At 73.8% G+C, this 19465-nt stretch carries 16 protein-coding genes and 2 pseudogenes; 8 read left to right on the forward strand and 10 right to left on the reverse strand.

Annotation, left to right across the window (positions count from 1 at the left end):
- Positions 1 to 46: 46 nt before the first annotated feature.
- Complete coding sequence (locus tag ACWGSR_RS00005; protein ID WP_376247182.1) at positions 47 to 1144, reverse strand: glutamate--cysteine ligase; 1098 nt, start codon at positions 1142 to 1144, stop codon at positions 47 to 49.
- Positions 1145 to 1516: 372 nt separating this feature from the next.
- Between ACWGSR_RS00005 and ACWGSR_RS00010 the strand changes: the two are divergent.
- Positions 1517 to 2044, forward strand: a pseudogene (locus tag ACWGSR_RS00010) (LD-carboxypeptidase); the annotation flags it as partial.
- Here ACWGSR_RS00010 and ACWGSR_RS00015 read toward each other — a convergent pair.
- Entirely contained in the window at positions 2035 to 2715 is a 681-nt protein-coding gene (locus ACWGSR_RS00015; protein ID WP_376247185.1) for a DUF4230 domain-containing protein, read from the reverse strand. The pseudogene ACWGSR_RS00010 and the gene ACWGSR_RS00015 overlap by 10 nt on opposite strands.
- A 280-nt stretch (positions 2716 to 2995) precedes the next feature.
- On the opposite strand from ACWGSR_RS00015, the gene ACWGSR_RS00020 reads away from it, so the two are divergent.
- Both ACWGSR_RS00020 and ACWGSR_RS00025 read left to right on the forward strand, forming a co-directional pair.
- Positions 2996 to 3568: a VanZ family protein gene (locus tag ACWGSR_RS00020; RefSeq protein ID WP_453562565.1), complete on the forward strand. Its 573-nt coding sequence runs from the start codon at positions 2996 to 2998 to the stop codon at positions 3566 to 3568.
- Between the two features lie 10 nt (positions 3569 to 3578).
- Positions 3579 to 3689 (forward strand): annotated as a pseudogene (locus ACWGSR_RS00025) (diadenosine tetraphosphate hydrolase); the annotation flags it as partial.
- A gap of 54 nt (positions 3690 to 3743) precedes the next feature.
- Here ACWGSR_RS00025 and ACWGSR_RS00030 read toward each other — a convergent pair.
- Positions 3744 to 4616, reverse strand: coding sequence for a maleylpyruvate isomerase N-terminal domain-containing protein (locus ACWGSR_RS00030; protein WP_453562567.1), 873 nt, complete (start codon positions 4614 to 4616; stop codon positions 3744 to 3746).
- A 465-nt stretch (positions 4617 to 5081) separates the two neighbouring features.
- Between ACWGSR_RS00030 and ACWGSR_RS00035 the strand changes: the two genes are divergently transcribed.
- Together ACWGSR_RS00035 and galE are read left to right on the forward strand one after the other, a co-directional pair.
- Complete coding sequence (locus ACWGSR_RS00035; RefSeq protein WP_376243052.1) at positions 5082 to 7472, forward strand: ATP-binding SpoIIE family protein phosphatase; 2391 nt, start codon at positions 5082 to 5084, stop codon at positions 7470 to 7472.
- 174 nt (positions 7473 to 7646) lie between these two features.
- Entirely contained in the window at positions 7647 to 8657 is a 1011-nt protein-coding gene (gene galE / locus ACWGSR_RS00040; protein WP_453562569.1) for a UDP-glucose 4-epimerase GalE, read from the forward strand.
- Between the two features lie 13 nt (positions 8658 to 8670).
- On the opposite strand, the gene ACWGSR_RS00045 is transcribed toward galE, so the two are convergent.
- The 3 genes from ACWGSR_RS00045 to ACWGSR_RS00055 are packed head-to-tail and all read right to left on the reverse strand — an operon-like array spanning position 8671 to position 12741.
- Complete coding sequence (locus ACWGSR_RS00045; RefSeq protein WP_376243048.1) at positions 8671 to 9771, reverse strand: FUSC family protein; 1101 nt, start codon at positions 9769 to 9771, stop codon at positions 8671 to 8673.
- 52 nt (positions 9772 to 9823) lie between these two features.
- Positions 9824 to 11254 carry a glucose-6-phosphate dehydrogenase gene (gene zwf / locus ACWGSR_RS00050; protein ID WP_453562571.1) on the reverse strand — a complete coding sequence of 477 codons (1431 nt, stop codon included), beginning with the start codon at positions 11252 to 11254 and terminating at the stop codon, positions 9824 to 9826.
- Positions 11251 to 12741 carry a sugar porter family MFS transporter gene (locus ACWGSR_RS00055; RefSeq protein WP_376243044.1) on the reverse strand — a complete coding sequence of 497 codons (1491 nt, stop codon included), beginning with the start codon at positions 12739 to 12741 and terminating at the stop codon, positions 11251 to 11253. The genes zwf and ACWGSR_RS00055 overlap by 4 nt, the downstream gene beginning before the upstream one ends.
- A 208-nt stretch (positions 12742 to 12949) precedes the next feature.
- Here ACWGSR_RS00055 and ACWGSR_RS00060 point away from each other — a divergent pair, with 208 nt between their 5' ends.
- Positions 12950 to 13603 carry a hypothetical protein gene (locus tag ACWGSR_RS00060; protein ID WP_453562573.1) on the forward strand — a complete coding sequence of 218 codons (654 nt, stop codon included), beginning with the start codon at positions 12950 to 12952 and terminating at the stop codon, positions 13601 to 13603.
- A 61-nt stretch (positions 13604 to 13664) separates the two neighbouring features.
- Here ACWGSR_RS00060 and ACWGSR_RS00065 read toward each other — a convergent pair whose 3' ends face one another.
- From ACWGSR_RS00065 to ACWGSR_RS00080, 4 genes are all read right to left on the reverse strand, one after another.
- A complete protein-coding gene (locus ACWGSR_RS00065; RefSeq protein WP_432128244.1) occupies positions 13665 to 14027 on the reverse strand; it encodes a serine protease inhibitor in 363 nt (120 codons plus the stop codon).
- Positions 14028 to 14147: 120 nt separating this feature from the next.
- Positions 14148 to 15167 (reverse strand): metallophosphoesterase family protein, encoded by a 1020-nt coding sequence (locus ACWGSR_RS00070; RefSeq protein WP_453562575.1) that lies wholly within the window; start codon positions 15165 to 15167, stop codon positions 14148 to 14150.
- Between the two features lie 207 nt (positions 15168 to 15374).
- Positions 15375 to 15590 carry a hypothetical protein gene (locus tag ACWGSR_RS00075; RefSeq protein ID WP_453562577.1) on the reverse strand — a complete coding sequence of 72 codons (216 nt, stop codon included), beginning with the start codon at positions 15588 to 15590 and terminating at the stop codon, positions 15375 to 15377.
- 147 nt (positions 15591 to 15737) lie between these two features.
- Positions 15738 to 16655, reverse strand: coding sequence for a LysR family transcriptional regulator (locus ACWGSR_RS00080; protein WP_453562578.1), 918 nt, complete (start codon positions 16653 to 16655; stop codon positions 15738 to 15740).
- 164 nt (positions 16656 to 16819) lie between these two features.
- Between ACWGSR_RS00080 and ACWGSR_RS00085 the strand changes: the two genes are divergently transcribed.
- Together ACWGSR_RS00085 and ACWGSR_RS00090 are read left to right on the forward strand one after the other, a co-directional pair.
- Positions 16820 to 18256: an MFS transporter gene (locus tag ACWGSR_RS00085; RefSeq protein WP_453562580.1), complete on the forward strand. Its 1437-nt coding sequence runs from the start codon at positions 16820 to 16822 to the stop codon at positions 18254 to 18256.
- A 131-nt stretch (positions 18257 to 18387) separates the two neighbouring features.
- Positions 18388 to 19446, forward strand: coding sequence for a mechanosensitive ion channel family protein (locus ACWGSR_RS00090; protein ID WP_453562582.1), 1059 nt, complete (start codon positions 18388 to 18390; stop codon positions 19444 to 19446).
- Positions 19447 to 19465 lie beyond the last annotated feature (19 nt).

The raw sequence follows: 19465 nt of genomic DNA on the forward strand, positions 1-19465 counted from the left end.
CCCCCCTTCCACAGGGGGGCGGCGCTCCGGCCGTCACGGGTCTCCTTCAGTCGCCGGCGGTCGTGATCCGGGCGCAGGCCTTCACGACCTCGTGGAGGTCCATGCCCTCGTCGCGCAGGGCGCGCTGGCGGTCCGCCCCGCCGCCCCGGGCCAGGTGCGCGGCGATCCCCTTGCGGGCCTCGTCGAGGTCGCCGGTGTCCGCCAGGGCCTCCTCCACGTGGGAGAGAAGGGCTTCGAACGCCTCCTCGGAGGGGGTCTCCCGCAGGGTGAGGGGGTGGAGGAGCGGTCCCCCGAGCCCGGACCGGGCGGCGCGCCAGGACGCGAGGCGCAGGAGGCCGGCGGAGACGGGGGCCGGGGGCTCGCCGTTCCGCCAGGCGCGGGCGGCGGTCTCCACCAGGCCCCGGGCGAGGGTCGCGACGAGCACGGTGGTGTCGGGCTCCAGGCAGACGTCGGCGACCCGGATCTCCACGGTCGGGTAGTTCGCGGAGAGGCGGGCGTCGAAGTAGATCATGCCGGAGTCCTTCAGGACGCCGGTCCCCACCATGGCCTCGACCTGCTGGTGGTACACGGCCGGGGTGCCGAAGAGCTCGTACGGGCCGGCCGACGGCCAGCGGTTCCAGACCCGGCTGCGGTAGCTGCTGTACCCGCTGTCCTCCCCCTGCCAGAACGGGGAGTTCGCGCTGAGCGCGTTCAGGAGGTAGAGCCAGGGCCGGATCCGGTCGAGGACGGCGACCCCCTCCTCGTCGGAGTCCACGGCCACGTGGACGTGGCAGCCGCAGGTGAGCTGCTCCTTGGTGGTGAGGGCGAACTGCTCGGCCATCCACCGGTACCTCTCGCCCCGGTGGCGGGACGGCTCGACGGGGACGGGCGAGGTCGCGAGGGCGGCGACGACCGCGTCGGACTCCCGGGCGTACCGCAGCGCCTCGCCCCGCCAGCGCACGATCTCCTTCCGCATCTCCCCCATGTCCGTCAGCGGCTGGGTGGAGAACTCCAGCTGCTCCTGGTGCAGCTCCTTCTCGAAGACCTCCCCCGCCTCGTCGCCGTGCAGGGCCGCCGACGCCAGTACCGCCGACGACACGGCGAACGGCTCGCCCGTCCTGGCGTTGACGAGCATCAGCTCTTCCTCGACTCCTACCGTGCGCATCGACTCTCCCCTACGTCAGTGGACGCTTATGTCAGTGGGCGCCCCGCGCCGCCGGCCGCCGCCGGAAGGGGCGGCGAGCGGGGCGGGGCGAAGAACTCTCTCCCGCGTATGCCCGCTTCCGCGTCCGTGACGCGCCTCGCGCCACCCCTCTCAGCAGGAGTTTTCAACTCCGCCGGTACGGAACCGAGTCGGGGGCGCCCCGGATCTCCGGACGCCCCGGAAACCGATGTCGCGGCGGCGCCGCGCCGTGCCGGAACCCGGCGCACGGCCCTTCGCTGCCCACGTCCCCTGCGCCCCGGTGACCGCGTCGGTGTCACCGCTCCGTCGAGCGGGGTCCCGAAGGAGCCGCGGGCGCGCCTCGACGTGGCGATCCCCGAGGTGCGGGAGTTCACGCTGGACGCGTCCGGCGGGTGGACCGGGCTGGACGCGGACGGGGACGTGGAGGCCGAGGGTCGCCTGATCGGGGGCTGCGTCGAGATGCTGTGCAACCTCGCGGGGACGCCCTGCCTCGACGTCCGGGAGTTCGCGCGGACCGAGTCCCCGGAAGGCCTCCCGGTGTACGTGGAGGCGGGGGGCGACGACGCGTTCGCCATCTGCCGGAACCTGCACGGGATGAGGCCGGCCGGGTTCTTCGACCCGGCGAACGCGGTCCTCGTCGGCCGGACCCCGGCGCCCGGCACCGCCTCGCTCACCCAGCACGAGGCCGTGCTCGACGCGCTCGGGCCGCTGGGCGTGCCGGTCGTCGCCGACGTCGAGCGCGGGCACGTCCCCGCCGTACCTGCCCTGGTCAACGGGGCGCGGGGGCGGGTCGTGCACACCTCGGCGCGCAGCGAGCCGACCCGGACGCCGGACCGACGCTCCGGGCCCCGGCACAGGCCGGGAGCACCGGCTCAGCCGTAGGTGACGGTGACCTTCTCGAAGCCGAGGGCGCGCAGGAGGCCCTGGAGCATGGCGGTGGTGTTGCGTTCCGACCGGGTGGTGAGGTCGCTCTCCTTCGCCGCTTCGCCGATGCGCTGGGCGGCCAGGACGTTCACGGCCTGCTCGCCCGCCGGGTTGTCGGAGAAGAGGTCGCCGAGCCGGTCGAGGAGGCCCCGCTGCTTGGAGACCGTGTAGGACCGCTCGGGGTCGAGGTACGGCCGGTCGAGCCGGGCGTGCGGCAGGCGGAGGGTGGCGGTGGTGCGCTCCTCGTCGACCGTGACGGCGTCCTTGGCGAGGCCCGAGAAGTCGACGTGGGCGCCGACGCTGCCGCTGGCGACGTACAGCGTGCGGGTGCCGCGGATCGCGTCGGGCAGGAACCGGGCGTCCTTCTCCAGGTCGACCACGACCTGGTAGGTGCCGACGGCCCCCTCGTGGCGGTTCATGTCCTGGATCGACTTCAGGACGGCGGGACCGGAGCGGTCCTTGGTCTCGCTCCCGAACAGGTCGCCCAGGCCCGGCGGCTGGAAGAACCGGCCCACCAGGACCAGCACCAGGATCAGGGCGAGGAGCGCGGCCGCGAGGGGCCACCCGCGGGTGGCGCGTCCGGACCGCCGGGGCTCGCGCGAGGGTCTGCTCTCCGTGTCGTGTTCCATGCGCGTCTCGTGCCCGCTGCGCTTCCGGCCATGCGGAACCCGGCCCGGTTCACGGCTTGTTGGGGTGTACGGGACGGCTGTGGCCCTTGTCGTGCCGGCCCGGCGCGCAGGGACATACGGGGCGCCTGTGGCCGTTGCCGCGCAGGCCCGGCGCACATGGGTTGCGGCGTCGCTTCCCGGGTAGCCGCAACCCCTCGGAGAGGCCTGACGATGGGGGCGGAACATGAGGACGTGGAGACGGGACCGGAGCGCGGAGGGAACGACGGAGAAGGGCGGTCCCGTGCCCGCCCCGCCTCCCGTGGCGCCCGAGCCGCCCCGGGAGGCGGAGGAGCGGCGGGGACCGGGCAGGGCGGTCCGGGTGCTGGTGGCGCTGGTCGGTCTCATGGGGATGGTGGCGTTCGCGATCGTCCTGGCGAGGCTCACCCTGAACGCGTCGCCGGCGTCCGTGCCCCTCACCCACAGCAATCTGACCCCGGGCAGTTCCATCCGGGCGTACCTGGAGCAGCCGGCGTTCCTGGAGACGGTGAAGCAGCTCGGCGGCAACGTCCTGCTGGGCGTGCCGTTCGGCGTCCTGCTGCCGCTGCTGTCGCGCCGGACCCGCGGTCTGGTGCGGGTGGCCCTGCTCACGATCGTGACGATGCTGTTCGTCGAGCTGGTGCAGGGCGCCCTCATCACGGGGCGCGCCTTCGACATCGACGACGTCATGCTCAACACCACCGGCGCGCTGCTCGGCTATCTGCTCATCGGCCGGCGCCTGGGCCGCGCGGTGCACCCCCGCGTCCGGCGCCGGTGGTGGCAGCGGCGCACCGTCCGGCGGAAGGGTGCCGAACAGGCCCTGGTCGCCGACAGATAAGTTCGCGGGCATGTCGGACGACTGGCGGAAGGACCGGATCGGGGCCGCGCTGCGCGGCGAGAACCCCACGGTGCTGCGGCGCCTCGACGCGGCCTTCGCGGTGAGCCTCGACTCGGCCTTCGCCGTGATCGGCGACGAGCCGGACCGGCCGCGGGCGGCGGTCTGACGGCCGGGATCAGGGACCGGTGACGAGCCGGCCGAGCCGCGGGGCCAGCCACGGCTTGCGGCCGCCGGCCCGCATCCGGCCGCTCGCCACCGCCTTCCAGATCGGCGTGCGCCGGAAGGAGACCAGGAGGAAGGCGGCCGGCGCCGCGACGATCCGGCAGTCGTAGGCGCGCGGCGGGGCGTCGCGGGTGACCGTCACGGTCCCGTCGTCGACGACGACCGCGAGGCGCGGGCCGCCCTTGATGGCGAGGTCGAACGCGATGCGCACGCCCCGCGCCCTCACCGGGTCCAGGGCCGCCGCCATCATCGTCGGCATCGACTGCCCCAGGACGAGGCGGGCCTCGTCGTCGCCGATCGGCCACGGGAGGCGGGCGCCGCGCGCGACGTCCAGGCCGTGGACGAGGGTCTCGCTGAGCAGCAGACCGGTCACCGTCGCCAGGGTGAACGGCACCTCCCCGTACCAGGGCGCGGAGACGGGGGTGTCCGGGGCGAGCCCTTCGGTGACGCGCAGGAACGTCTCGCCCCGCTCGGCGACGAAGTCGGGCACCTTCGCGCGGTCCTCACCGCCGAACAGGGTCACGGACCGCGCGTTCATGGCCGTGATCCGCTCGACGAACGTGCCCCCGCCGGACGTCCCCTCGCCGGAGGGCAGAACGCCGTCCCACTCCACCGCCTCGTCGGGCGAGACGAGGGAGGTGTACGCGAGGTACACGGCCGCCAGGTGGGCACCGACGTCGCCGACCGTCCACTCGGGGACGCCCGACCCCGCGTCCGGGTCGGGCACGGCGCGCAGCAGCGCGACCAGGCGCGGGACCGCGGCGGCGAGCGCGGCGCGGGTCCTCTCGTGCTCGGTGACGGGATCGAACGTCGTGACGGTGCCCATACCACTCCCCCAAGTCGTGGACGGAGCCGCACATTACCGCCGAGTAGCACGGCTGCGACAGTCCTCGCGCACCACGGATCCCGCGTCCGGCCCGGACACCGGCCACGCACCCTTCGGACACCGGCCACGCACCCTTCGGACGGCGGCGACGGCGGCAGCGGAGGCGGGGGCGACCGGGGCGTGTCCCGCGGATCGGCGGATCACGGTCCCGGCCACCCACCGGGCACGCCCCGGGGCCGCCCTTTCGGCCCAATGGCGGTCCGGCCGGCGGCGCGGCGCCGCCCGGGGCCGGAGCGCCGGGTCCGGGCGGCGCCGCACCGGCGCGGGCCGCGGCCGGAGCGGTCCCGGCCGACTGGCGGGCGGGGCGGGCGGAGAGATGATGGAGGTCCGGCCCCGTGCAGCGAGGAGCCCGGTGTGACATGGAGGAAACGCTCAAGGTGAGCCCGCGCGGGGATGCCGTGTCGTGTGAGGGAGGCAGAGCACGAGGTGGACGACGAGATCCCGCCCTTCGCACCGGAGTACCGGGGGCTGCCCTTCGCCGGTGAGGCCGCAGGGGCTCTGCTCGACGCCGGGGGCAGGATCATCGGGTGGACGCGCGCGGCGGAGGAGCTGCTCTCCCTGTCCGCCGACCGGGCCTGCGGGCTGCACATCGGAGACCTGCTGAAGGACCCGGACACCCGGCACGTGCCGCCGTCCGACCGGTGGCCGGAGGCCTGGTCCGGTGTGGCCGTGACGCTCACGGGCACCGGCGAGGAGCTGAGGGTCGACTTCCAGGTCCTGCCGCTCACGGACGCCGGCGCGTGCGCCGGGGCGTCCCGGTACTTCGTCCTCGCGGCCCCGGAGGGGACGGCGGCCCGGTGGCGGCAGGACCAGGCGTTCACCACGGAGCTGTTCCTCCAGGACCGGCTCGGCCTGGCCGTCTTCGACCTGGACCTGCGGCTGGTCAGGACCAACACCCACCTCCTCCCGTACACCGGGCTCGCGCCGGACCTGCGGGGACGGCGGCTCATGGACTTCCTGTACGCGGAGGACGCGGCGGCCGTCGAGCGGCAGCTGCACGAGGTGCTGCGGACGGGGCTGCCGCTCGTGCGGGCGGAGCAGACGGTCCGCACCCTCCAGGAGCCCGGGGGCGGAGCGGTGATGGCCATCTCCGCGTTCCGGCTGCAGGCGCCCGACGGACAGGTGTTCGGGGTGACCGCGCTGTTCACGGACGTCACCGAACTGCGCCGCACCAGCGAGCGCCTGTCCGTGCTGCACCGCGTGACCGCGGCGGTCGGCGGCTCGCTGTCGGTCGTCGGCACCGCCGAGGACCTGGCGGCGGCGCTGGTGCCGGCGGTGGGCGACCTCGCCGTGGTGGAGATCGCGGAGGAGGTGTTCACCGGCGAGGAGCCCACCCCGGCCCCGGACGGCAGCATGCCCCTGCGCCGGACCGCCGTGGCCGGGCACAGGACGGCGGAGGCGCCCCTCGACCACGTCGTCCTGGCCAGGCCCGACGCCCCCGCGGCACCGGCCGACCCGCTCACCTCGATGACGGTCGCGCTGCGTGCCCGGGGCAGCGTCCTCGGGCGCATGACCGTCCACCGGGACGCCGGGAAACCGCCGTACGAGGCGGCCGACCTGCATCTGCTGCACGAGATCGCCGGCCATGCCGCGCTCGCCCTGGACAACGCCCGCCGCTACACCCGCGAGCACCGCGCGTCGGTGGGGCTCCAGCGGAGTCTGCTGCCGCCCTCGGAGGCGGAGAACGTCGCCGTGACCACCGCCGGGGTCTATCTGCCCGCCGACACCGGGACCGGCGTCGGCGGGGACTGGTTCGACGTCATCCCGCTCTCGTCCGCCCGGGTCGCCCTGGTCGCCGGCGACGTCGTCGGCCACGGGCTCTCGGCCACGGCGATGATGGGGCGGCTGCGGACCGCCGTGCGCACCCTGGCCGACCTCGACCTGGAGCCGGACGAGCTGCTCGTGCACCTCGACGACCTGGTCTCCCAGCTCGGCGTGGAGACCGACGGGAGCGACGAGTCCGACGACGCGACGGGGCCCGCCCGGCCCCGGACCGACCCGATCGGCGCGACCTGTCTGTACGCGATCTACGACCCGGTGTCCCGGCGGCTCGCGATGGCCTCCGCCGGGCATCCGCCGCCGGCCGTGGCGGCCCCGGACGGGAGCGTCGCGTTCGTCCCCGTGAACCCGGGACCGCCCCTGGGCGTGAGCGGGCTGCCCTTCGAGATCGCCGAGGTCGACGTGGAGCCGGGGAGCATCCTCGCCCTCTACACCGACGGCCTGATCGAGAGCCGCGAGCGCGACGTCGACGAGGGCATGGCCGACCTCGCCCGCCGTCTCGCGGAGCCGGGCGTCTTCGACACCCCGCTGCGGAGGCTCGGGCGCGAGATCGTCGCCGGCCGTCCCGCGCACCACCTCACCGACGACATCACCCTGCTGCTCGCCCGCACCCGCGCGGTGCCGTCGTACGACCACGTCGTCTGGCCGGTGGACGCCGATCCGGCCGCCGTGGCCGAGGTGCGCGGGGCCGCGGCCCGGCAGCTGGACGACTGGGGCCTGACGGAGCTGGCCTTCACCACCGAGCTCGTCCTGAGCGAGCTGGTCACCAACGCGATCCGCTACGCCGGCGGTCCGGTGGAGGTGCGGTTGATCCGGGCGGGCCGGCTGGTCTGCGAGGTGTCCGACCCGAGCGCCACCCAGCCCCGCATGCGCCGGGCCCTGCTCACCGACGAGGGTGGCCGCGGCCTGTACCTGGTCGCCCAGCTCACCACCCGGTGGGGCTGCCGCTACACGCGGCACGGCAAGACGATCTGGGCGGAGCAGGAGATCCCGGACGGGGCGGACGCGGCGCGGTAGCGGAACCGCGCGGCGGTGGAAACGCGTGGTAGGGGTTGCACGTCAACCGGCCTTCCCGCGAGGGTCATTCACTCCCGAACTTATCCGAAACCGACCAAATCGCTGCTACCGTCGGGCGCTCGACAGCTCCCGGCGCGTGATCGGCGCGCCGGGTCCGACCCGGGAGAAGCGCACATGAAGGTACTGATCACCGGCGGGGCCGGGTTCATCGGCTCCACCGTCGCGGCGGCCTGTCTCGACGAGGGGATCGACGTCGTGGTCCTCGACAACCTGTCGGCGGGCCGCGCCGAGTTCGTCGAGGGGCGGACCTGGTACCGCGGCGACATCGCCGACGGGGAGCTGATCGACCGGATCTTCGCCGAACACCCCGACATCCACGCCACCGTCGGGTGCGCGGCGAAGATCGTCGTCCCCGAGTCCGTGGCGCGGCCGCTGCACTACTACACGGAGAACGTCACCAAGGGCCTGGCGCTCCTGGGACACCTGGTCCGCAACGGCTGCGAGCGCTTCCTGTTCTCCTCGTCGGCCGCGATCTACGAACCGGGGCAGGGCATCACCGAGTCCTCGCCGCTCCGCCCGGCGAGCCCCTACGCCCGGACGAAGGCCCACTTCGAGAACGTGCTGGAGGACGTCGCCGCCGGCACGCCGCTGCGCGCGGTCTCCCTGCGGTACTTCAACCCGATCGGCTGCGACCCCGAGTTCCGCTCGGGCCTCCAGGTCAGGCGGCCCACCCACGCCCTCGGCGTGATGATCGACGCCTTCCACGAGGGGCGCCCGTTCCCCGTCACCGGGACCGACTGGGAGACCCGGGACGGTTCCGGGATCCGCGACTACGTCCACGTCCACGACCTGGCGCGCGCCCACGTCGCGGCCCTCCGCCGCTTCGACGCGATCACGTCGCGGGACGCCGGCGGCACTCCGTACCGGCCCGTCAACCTGGGGACCGGGCACGGCACCACCGTCTTCGAGCTGATCCGGGCGTTCGAGAACGTCACCGGCAAGCCGCTGCCCACCGAGGTGGCGGGCCGCCGGCCCGGTGACAACGCGGGCGCCTACCCCGACATCGCCCTCGCCCGCGAACTCCTGGACTGGGAGCCGGTCCTCTCCGTGGAGCGGGGCATCGCGGACTCGCTGGCCTGGCACGCCCGCCGCGACCTCGTCCTCGCGGCGGACGCGGACGACTGACCCCCGGTCGCGGTCACGGGCGGCGCCGGCGCGCCGGCAGGAGCCGGCGCTGCTGCGGCGGGTCCGGTACGGGGACCTCGACGGCGCCCTCGTGGACGGCCCGTTCGGCCGTGTCGTCGTCGACGCCCGCGAAGACCAGGACGTCCCGGGCGACCAGCCGCACGCTCTCCCACACGGTGACCGTGGGGGTGAGTCCGGCGTCCGGGGCGTCCCGGACGGCGTCGAGGACACAGCGGGTCGCGTGCCGGCGGACCGCGCGGCTTCCGGGCGCCGCCGCGAGCGCGTCCAGGGCCCCCGACAGGGCCCGCAGCGTGGGGGCGAACTCCTGGCGGTGCCGGGTGTCCAGGGCGAGGGCGCGGCGGACGAGGGTGAAGCAGCTGTTGCCGAGCAGGTCCAGGTGGAGCGCGGTGACCGTCTCCCGGGTGAGGTGCTCCCTGCCGCCGCGCCGGTGGAGGGTGCGGCCGGCGACGGCGGCGCTGTCGGTGCGCGCCTGGCCCAGCTCGTCGAGCAGCGTGTAGACCGTGCGCACCTCGTCCCAGGTGCGGGAGGTCCGTTCGTCGTCCCCGGCATCCATCTCGCGCGCCGTGAGGCCGAGGGCGTCCGCCAGGCCGGACAGGGTGGTGGACTCGGCCCTCCTCAGCAGGGCGAGGGGGTGCACGGGGAAGAGGAGCTGGCTGAAGACGAGGGCGACGGCGCCGCCGATGAGCGCGTCCAGGACGCGGTCGATGCCGGCCTGCTGTCCGGCGGCGACGCAGATGACGGCGCCGACGGCCGCCTGGGCCATGGTGATGCGCCGGCCGTCGAGGACGAGCGCGACGAGGAGCGCGCACAGCACGGCCGCTCCGACGGTGACGGCGCCGTGGTCGTGGCCGAGGAGGGTGAAGGCGAGCTGTCCGACGACGACGCCGCTGATGACGCCGACCAGGACCCGCACGGTGTTGGTGCCGCGCCCGCCCAGGGGGGTGTTGAGGGCGACGAGCGTGGCGATCGGGGCGAACAGGGGGACGTGGTGGTCGATGAGGTCGTCCGCGATCCACCAGGACAGGGCCGCGGCCACGGCCTGCTGGAGCACCGGCCACAGGTTGTCCTCCACGCGCCTGCGGAGCTTGGCCATCGTCCCCTTTCCGCCCGTCTCCCGCCGGACCCTCCGGCGGGGTGCCGGTCCGTCAGTCGACGTCCTCGAAGAGGCGCCGTCCCGGCTGGTGCCAGTGCTCCAGCTCGGGGAGCCGGTCGGCCGCCTCCGGGCCCCAGGTGCCGGGGGCGTACGGCAGGGGCGGCTCGGCGGGGTCGAGGACGGGTCCGACGATCCGCCAGCACTCCAGGATCGTGGGGAAGAAGGCGAAGGCCTCGGGGTCGCCGACGACGGCGCCCCTGAGGATGTTCTCGTACGGCAGTTCCTGCCGCCCGAGGACCTTGGCGAAGTCGACGCCGATGGGCACGGTCACCGGGCGTTCCACGCCCTCCTCGGGCTTGCGGAGCATCAGGTCGGCCCGGATGCCGGTGTCGCCGTCGATGCGGAAGCGGATGAGGTTGGGCGGGGTCTCCGAGGCGTCGCCGCCGAAGAGTTCGAGGGGCGGGGTGCGGAGCTGGACGATCACCTCGGTGGCGGTGACGGCCAGGGCCTTGCCGCTGCGCAGGTAGAAGGGGACGCCGGCCCAGCGCCAGTTGTCGATGAACAGACGGGTGGCGAAGTACGTCTCGGTGGTGGAGTCCGGCTTGACGCCCTCGACGTCGAGGTAGCCCTCGTACTGGCCGCGGACGGTGGCGGCGGGCTCCATGGTGCGGGCGGCGTGCAGGACCCGCCACTTCTCCAGGCCCTGGGCGCGGGCGTTGGAGACGCTGGGCGGGTCCATCGCGAGGAAGGCGAGGACCTGGAGCAGGTGGTTCTGGACGACGTCGCGCAGGCAGCCGACGGCGTCGTAGAAGGAGCCGCGGTCGGCGACGTCGAAGTCCTCGGCGAGGGTGATCTGGACGTTGTCGACGTAGGAGCGGTGCCAGATCGGGGCGAGGAGGGTGTTGGCGAAGCGGGCGACCATCAGGCTCTCCACGGCGCTGTTGCCGAGGAAGTGGTCGACCCGCAGCAGGTGGTGGTCGTCGAAGCAGGTGTTCAGCTCCTCCTGGAGCGTGCGCGCGGACTCCAGGTCGTGCCCGAACGGCTTCTCGACCACCAGGCGGGCGTCGCGGTTCAGGCCGGCCTCGGCGAGGGCGCGGGCGACGGTGGTGAACAGGGACGGCGGGATCGCCAGGTAGTGGGCGACGAAGCCGTGCCCGGCGACGGCCTCGCGGAGCCGGTCGAAGGTGGCCTTGTCGGTGAAGTCCCCGGTGACGATGGAGAGGTTCGCCGCGAGCCGGGCGAAGACCTCCTCGTCGAGGTCCGGGACGGCGGCGGCGACCGCCTCCCGGGCGTGCCGGCGCAGTGCCTCGTCGTCCCAGTCGCCGGCGGCCACGCCGATGACGGGGACGGTGAGCCGGCCGTCCTCGACGAGCCGGTAGAGGGCGGGCAGCAGCATCTTCTTGGCGAGGTCGCCGGTGATGCCGAAGAGGACGAGGGCGTCGGCCGTCTCCAGGTCGGCGGGGCCGAGGAGGGTGTCGCTCATCGCGAGCGTCCTTTCTGCGGGGATGCGGTCCCCCGGGGGCCGTCGGAGCGGTCCGGGCGGTCCGGCTCGTGCTTGAAGCGGGCGTCGAGGGCCTCTTCGATCTGCTCGGGGTCGCGACCGCGGGTCTCGGGCAGGTACCGGCCGACGAAGAGGAACGCGAACAGGCAGATCCCCGCGAAGATCCAGAAGGTCTCGCCCTGGCCGATGAGGTTGGCCAGGGGCAGGAAGGCGAGGCTGACGACGAAGTTGGACACCCAGTTGACGGCGGTGGAGAGGCTCGATCCCTCGGCCCTGACGGACGGCGGGAAGATCTCGCCGATCAGCGTCCAGAAGACGGGGCCGAGGCCGCCCGCGAAGGCGGCGATGTAGATCACCATGAACACCAGGGTCAGTTCCGAGTTCATGCCCACGACGAACGCCAGTCCCAGCATGAAGATCGAGACCGTCATCAGGCCGAGCGAGACGAGGACCATGGGCCGTCGTCCCACCCGGTCCACCAGTCTGATCGCCACCAGCGTCATGACGAGGTTGATCAGGCCGATGAAGACCGAGTAGAGGATGGCGTTCGAGGCGTCGAGTCCGGTCTGCTGGATGATGGTCGGCGCGTAGTAGATGATCGTGTTGATGCCGCCGAACTGCTGTACGGCGGCGAGGGTGAGTCCGACGATCAGGGCCGGCCGCACGTCGGGGGCCAGCAGCCGCCGGGTCCCCTTCTCACCCGCCTGCTCGTTCCGCTTCTGCTTCTCGCGGTCCTCGGCCATGCGCTGCCGGGCCCGCCGGACCAGCTCGTCGGCCGTCGGCCCGTCGGTCAGGGCGGCGATCCCCCGGCGGGCGACGTCCTCCTGCCCGTGGGCGATCAGCCACTGCGGGGACTCGGGCAGCAGCCACAGCGTGGCGGCGATCATGAGGAGGGCGGGGATCGCGCCGACGGCGAACATCGCCCGCCAGGCCTCGCTGCTCGCGAAGGCGAGGTTGACGAGGTACGCGACGAGGATGCCGATCGTGATCATGAGCTGGTTCATGGTGAGCAGCCGGCCGCGGATCTTCGTCGGCGAGATCTCCGAGAGGTAGACCGGCACCGTGGCGGAGGCGGCGCCGACGGAGAGTCCGAGGACGATCCGGCCCGCCATGAGCGTCAGGTAGCCGTTCGCCAGGGCGGCGATCGCGGTGCCGACGACGAACACGACGCCGATGAGGCGCAGGGCCTTGCGTCTGCCGAGCCGGTCGGCGAGGCGGCCCGCCGAGGTGGCGCCGACCACGGCGCCGATGAGCAGGACGCTGACCACGCTGCCCTGTTCGAAGGAGTTGAGGTCGAAGTCCTCCTTGATGTAGAGCAGCGCGCCGGAGACGACGCCGGTGTCGAAGCCGAACAGGAAGCCGCCCAGCGCGATCGCGGCGGCCCAGAGGGTGATCCTCCGTATGCCCTCCGGCGCGACCTCGGTGAGCGGACCGTGGGTCCCCGGTTCTCTGGAAAATCCCTGGACCATGCGACGCCCTCGTCTCCCGGACGCACGCCTTCCCGACGCACGTCTTCTCGGTGGCCTTTGCGATCATCGTCACCGCGCGGCGGTGGTGGCGACATCTGTGCGGGCGATCGGGTGACGCGGGAAGGCGCCTCGCGTGTCGGTGGGTGGCCGTAGGTTGGGGCCGACCCGGCACCGACCGGCAGCACACGCGAACAGGACGATCCGCATCGTGGGAATCCCCTCCGCCGAGCACGGCGTTCCGCTGACCGACCGCGTCATCGCCTCCGTCCGCGCCGATCCCGGGCGGCCGGTGCTGGACCACGACGCGTGGGCGGGGCCCTGGCTGGCGGGAGCGGCGGAGCCGCTGGACGACGACGTGCTCGCGGCGGCCGTGTTCCCCAGCGGGCGTCCGCTGCCGCCCAGTCTGCGCCGGTGGCTGGCGTTCGACAGCGGTCTGCTGCGCCGGTTCGGCTGGTTCGACTCCGGGTCGGGCTTCACTCCGCGGACGCTCGGGCGGATCGGCCGGGACGAGTTCGGCGACGGCTGGGGAGCGCCGTTCGAGGCGCTGTCGGAGCGTTTCGACGAGTGCTTCCTGCTGCCCGGCGGTTCCGACTCCCGCCGGGTCCTCGCCACGGGTGAGCCGGACGCGTTCGGCGAGTACCCGGTGTTCGCGCTCGACGTGGACGACCTGCCGTGCGTCGAGCTGATGTACCCGGGTCTCGACGTCCACCTCGCGGACACGGCGGGCCTCGTCGCGCGGCCGGAGGGCGGCTACTCCTCGCTCGCCTCGGATCCCGTGTACGGCCCGAGGATGCGGGCCCACGCGCGGAACGTCTTCGCCGGGAGGTTCCACGAGGAGTGCCTGGACTGGCCGGACGCGTGAACCGGACCGGCCGGTCCCGGGCCCGCGCCTTCGGGACCGGCCGTGATCCGCCGGACGGGCCCTATCCGACGGCGGGGACCTGGGTGACGAGGCCGAAGGCGTTGTGGACGATCCGCACGCGCCTCTCGTTGTAGTCCATGGTGACCATCGCGCCCTCGGGGACGTGCACGATCTCCAGATCGGGCCGGTCGCGCAGGATCACCCGCTCGGCCCAGGCCTTCGGCAGCCCGAGGGTCTCGGGCCAGCTGGTCCGCTCCCCGGCGGGGTCCGTCGTGCGGGCGCCGGGCAGGGCGGCCGCGTCGAGGACGGCGGGGGCCGCCGCGGCGGTGGTGGCGGTGGCGTCGGCGGTCTCCGGGGCCGCGGTGGCGGCGGCCGGAGCGATCAGGGCGGTGGCGGAGGCGGCGGCGAGGGCCGCCAGAAGCATCTTCTTCACGTCCGACAGAACGATTCTCCGCTCCGGCGGTCACCGCGTACGGGCTCCCGGTCGCCTGTACGGCCCATCCGGCGGCGCCTCCGGGCGGGCGCCGCCGAACGGGTCCGGGCGTCAGATCCGCGTCGAGAGCGGGACCGTGATCCGCTTCAGCCAGCGGCCGGCCGCGAAGTCCCGCGCCCTGACGACGACGCGGTCGTGGAAGACCTCGACCTGGAGCCCCTGGTTGAACGTGCCGGGGACGGAGACCTCGCCGCCCTTGCCGTCGTCCGTGAAGCCCGTCTGCACGGCCCCCGTGTTGACGACGGAGAAGCCGTCCAGGTTGGCGGTGCCGGGGACGACCCTGCGGACGTACCAGTCGGACAGGGCGAGGTCCCAGTGGGTGTGCCCGCAGAAGAGGAAGACGTCGCGGTGGCGGCCGAGGATCCCGAGGAGCCGGTCCGCCTGGAGGTAGTCGCGGGAGTACAGCCGGTTGTGGCTGCCGGAGACGGTGTTCGGGAGGGGGTGGTGGGTGACGACCATGACGGGCTTGCGGCGGCGCGCCCAGTACGCGAGGCGCTGTTCGAGCCAGGTGAGCTGCGCCTCGCTCAGCCACACCTCGTCCCAGAGCTTCGGGTCGTGGTAGTGCATGTACTTCTCGGTGCCGAGGCTCAGCACCGGGATGCCGCCGAAGGAGTGCTCGGCGTGCACCGTGTCGCGGCGGGCGAAGCGGTAGAAGCTCCGGAAGAGGGAGTCCTCGGTGGTGCCGTTGGGCCAGGTGTCCTGCGCGAGGGTCGACGGGTCGCGCCACTTGGGGACGTAGAACTCGTGGTTGCCGATGGCCCAGGCGACCGTACGGGCGTGGGTGTGGCGCGCGAGTTCGGCGGAGACCTCCGCGTACTCGGCGTCGTAGCCGCGCGGGGTGATGTCTCCGGCGACGGCGAGGCCCGAGCTCCGGGGGTTGGTGCGGTTCATGTCCTCCAGGGCCACTCCGAGGTCCCCGAGGTCGCCCTGGATGTCGCTGATGACGTTGAAGGCGGTGATGGGCCGCTCCGGGCCGGCGTGCGCGGGCGACGCCGCGCTCGCCGGGGCCGGGGAGACGGCGACCGCGCCCACCGCGCCCGTCGCGGCGGTGAGGAGAGACCTGCGATCCACAGAGGGTTCCTTCCGGTTGCGGCGGTGCCGCCGGCGGGCCCCCGCCCCGACGCCGGCGCCTGCCCGGGCGCCGCGCGCGTCCGGGGCACCGCCCTTCGAACTGGACCCGTCATACGTACGCGACCTTGTTGGACCGCCGTCCGGCTCCGGGTGTCCGAAGCGTGAACGCGTTCCGGCGGGGAGGCGCCGGCGCCCGTTCGCGCGGGCTCACGCGGGGACCGCCCGGTCCCCGGGGGCGGGGACGGCGAAGAAGGCGAGGGCCGCGACGAGGACGCCGGGGTGACCGAGGAGGGCCGCGGCCGGGAGGGCGGCCTGCACGAGGGCGCCGGTCCAGAGGATCGTGTCGGGGGCGATCGCGCGCGGGAAGCGGGCGAGTACGGCGCTGGCCGCCAGGGCGGAGGCCGCCGTGCAGGAGAGGAGCATCGCGCCGCGTCCGGCCCCGCCCAGGACCCGCTCGCCCAGGAGGGCGAGAACAGGGCTTCGCGCTGAGCCCTTTCACCACCGGCGCCGCGCGGCGCGCCGCCGGCCGGGGGCGGGTCCGTTCCCGGGCGCCGATCGCGTCGGGGAGACTCAGCCGGGCTCGTCGCCCAGTTCGCTCCTGACGACCTCGCTCACCAGACCGCGCAGCCAGGCATGGGCGGGGTCGGCCTCGTAGCGGGGGTGCCAGGCGAGGGAGAGGCTCAGGGCCGGCAGGTCGAGGGGGATCGGGAAGGTGGCCAGGCCGAAGCGGCGGGCCGTGGCCGAGTGGACGTGTTTCCCGAGGATGCCGACGAAGTCGGTGTCGAGCAGGGCGAGGAGGGCCGAGGCGAAGGTCGGGTAGACGGCCACGACCCGCCGGGTCAGGCCGTGTTCGGCCAGGGCCGTGTCGATCGGGCCGGTGAACCGGCCCCGGCGCGAGTGGTTGAGGTGGTCGGCGGCGGCGAACCCGGCGAGGGTGACCCCGCCGTCCAGGAGCGGGTGTCCGGCGCGGACGACGCCCACGAAGCGGTCCTCCAGGAGCGGTTCGATCCGGGTCTCGGGGCCGGTGCCGGCGATGTGGCCGAGTTCCAGGTCGGCCAGGTCCTCACGGAGGAACTGCACGTCCTGCGGCCCCTCGCCCAGGAACCGGAGGGAGACGCCCGGGGCCTCGGCGCGCATCCGGGTCAGGAGCGGCGCGCCGAGGCGGACGACCAGGGACTCGTCCGCCTGGACGGTGAAGACCCGTTCGAGGAGGGCCGGTTCGATCGCGCCGGCCGGCGCGAAGACGGCGCGGGCCCGTACGACCAGTTCGTGGACCTCGGCCCGTACGGCCAGGGCGCGCGGGGTGGGGACCATGGACCGCCCGGACCGGACCAGTACGGGATCGCCGAGGGCGCGCCGGATGCGGCCGAGGGTGCGGCTCATCGCGGGCGACGACAGGCCGAGCCGGTCGGCGGCGCCGCCGACGCTGCCCTCCTCCAGGAGGGCGTCCAGGGCGACCAGCAGGTTCAGATCCAGGTTCAGTTGCATGGCGTGCACTTATCTCTTCGCGAAGTTGCATTTGAAGGCAAGTCCGGTGCGACCCTACCGTGGCAGTGCGGCCGGCCGGCCCGCCTTCGGTTCTTCTCCGGTTCTTCTCCTCACCGGTTCCTCTCCGGTTCTCCTCCGGTCTCTTCGAACGAAAGATCCTTCCCATGCTCCTGGATGAAGTGCGTTCCGCGCCGCGTCCCGTCGGCCGCCGGACCGTGTACGCCGTCATGGCGGCGTGCTCCGTGCTGGTGGTGTCGCTGGTGGCGGCGGTCAACCTGGCGGTCCCGAAGCTGGCGGCGAGCGCGCTCGCACCCTCCCCCGGCCAACTGCTCTGGATCGTCGACGCCTATGTGCTGGTGTTCGGCTGCCTGCTGATCCCCGCCGGCGCGCTCGGCGACCGGTACGGCCGCAAGGGCGCGCTGCTGACCGGTCTCGCCCTGGTCGCGGCCGGTGCCCTGGTCTCCGCGGCGGCTCCGGGCGTGGCCGTCCTGATCGCGGGCCGGGTCGTCACCGGCGCCGGGGCGGCGCTCGTCATGCCGGCCACCCTGTCGCTGATGCTGGAGGTGACCGAACCGGCCGGGCGGCCGCAGGCGGTCGCCGTCTGGACGGCCGCGACCGGCGTCGCCGGTGTCGTCGGGAACGTCGGCGGGGGCCTGCCCCTCCAGTACCTGCCGTGGCAGGGCCTGTTCCTGTCGGTCGCGCCGCTCGCCGCCGTCCTCGGCCTGCTCGCGGCCCGTTTCGCCCCGCGCGGCGAACGGCGGCCCGCGACCCTGGACCCGGTCGGCTCGGTCCTGCTCGTCGCGGGCGTCGGGGCCCTGCTGTACGGGATCGTGGAGGGGCCCTCGTCCGGCTGGGTCTCCGTGCCGGTGGTCGGCGGACTGCTCGTGTCGGCCGCCCTGCTCGCGCTGTTCGCGGTGCGCTCGCTGCGCTCGGACCGTCCGCTGCTCGATCCGCGCGTCTTCCGCGTCCGCAGGCTGCGGGCCGGCTCCCTCGGCGTCGGGACCGCGTTCTTCGGCCTGTTCTCCCTCTTCTACGTCAACGCCCAGTACCTCCAGTACGCCAAGGGGTACTCGCCGCTGGTGGCGGGCTGCGCGATCGTCCCCCTCGCGGTCGGCATGACGGTCGCCTCGCGTCACAGCGTCCGGCTGGCCGCCCGCTTCGGCGACGGCGTCGTCGCCGTCGGGCAGGCCGGCATCGTCGGCGGGCTCGTCCTGATGTCCTTCGCCACCGCCTCCACCCCGTACCCCCTCTACGCCCTCTGCCTCCTGGTCCTCTCCCTGGGCATGGGCCTGTGCGTGCCCGTCCTCTCGGCCGCCGTCATGACCTCCCTGCCGCAGGCCCGGGCGGGTCTGGGGTCGGGCCTGAACGGCGCGGCCCGTGAGATCGGCAGCGCGCTGGGCGTCGCCGTCATGGGGACGTCCCTCTCCTCGCACGGCTCGGAGGTCTTCTCCACCGCGATGTCCTTCGGCTTCCGGGTCGTCGCCGGGATCGTCCTGGCCGTGTCCCTCGTCACCCTCGCGTGGTGGCGCGGCGGTGACGGGGCGCCAGGGACGGCCCCGGCGGGGTGGTCCGGGGAGGTCGGACGCGGTCCGGCGGGGTGATCCGGGCACGTCGGACGCGGTCCGGCGGAGTGGTCCCGGCACGTCGGGTGCGGTCCGGCGGGATGTTTGGGGTGCCGGTCGACGGTCAGGCGTAGTCGACGAACCTGTTCGTCTCATCGACTGGGGAGCACATGGAGAGCGTTCTTCGGCTGGCGGCGTCCGTCGGCGGCTCGGCACTCGTGGCGTTCGTCGTGGTCCGCGCGGTGGACGTGCTGGCGCGCCATGCGGACGCGCGTCACCACGAGACACCCTTGTGGGGGCTGCTGCGCCGCTGCCGTACGCCGTTGTTCGTCGTCCTGCTGACGGCCCTGCTCCGCTGGACCTACCCGGCGTCGACCTTCGCCGTGCTCGAGGAGCACGCCCAAGTGGTGGGCCACGTGCTGCTGCTGTGCCTGATAGGCGGCGGCGCCTGGCTGACGATCCGGGCGGCCTCGGCCGTCGTCGAGTCCTCGTACGCGCGCTACGCCGTGCGTGCGCGGGACGCCGCGCGGCTGCGCCGGGTCCGTACCCAGGTGACGCTGATCATGCGGGTGGTGTCGGTCGCCGTCGGGGTGCTCGCCGCCGCCGTCGCCCTCGTCACCTTCCCCTCCTTCCGCACCCTCGGCACGTCCCTGCTCGCCTCGGCCGGCATCATCGGCATCGTGGCGGGCGTGGCGGCGCAGTCGACGCTCGGCAACCTCTTCGCCGGCTTCCAGATCGCCTTCGGCGACATGGTCCGCATCGGGGACACGGTCGTCGTCGACGGCGAGTGGGGCATGGTGGAGGAGGTGACGCTGACCTTCCTCACGGTCAGGACCTGGGACGAGCGCCGGGTGACGCTGCCCGTCTCGTACTTCACCTCGCGGCCCTTCGAGAACTGGTCGCGGGGCGGGGCCCAGATGACGGGGTCGGTCTTCGTCCACTGCGACCACTCCACGCCCGTCGCGCTGATGCGGGCCCATCTGCGCGAGTTCCTCGCCGCCTGCCCGACCTGGGACGAGCGGGGCTGGGACCTCGCCGTCACCGACACCTCGCCGACCTCCATCACGGTCCGGGCGATCGTGACCGCCAAGGACGCCGACGACCTGTGGACGACCCGCTGCGCCGTACGGGAGGAGCTCGTGCGCTGGCTCGCGCGGGAGCACCCGGGCGCCCTGCCGAAGGTCGTCACCGCTTCCGCGCCCGGCGAAGCGGACGAGAGGGCGGCCTGATACCCCGCGCGTCCGGGCG

The sequence above is a fragment of the Streptomyces sp. NPDC055632 genome, from assembly GCF_053618675.1.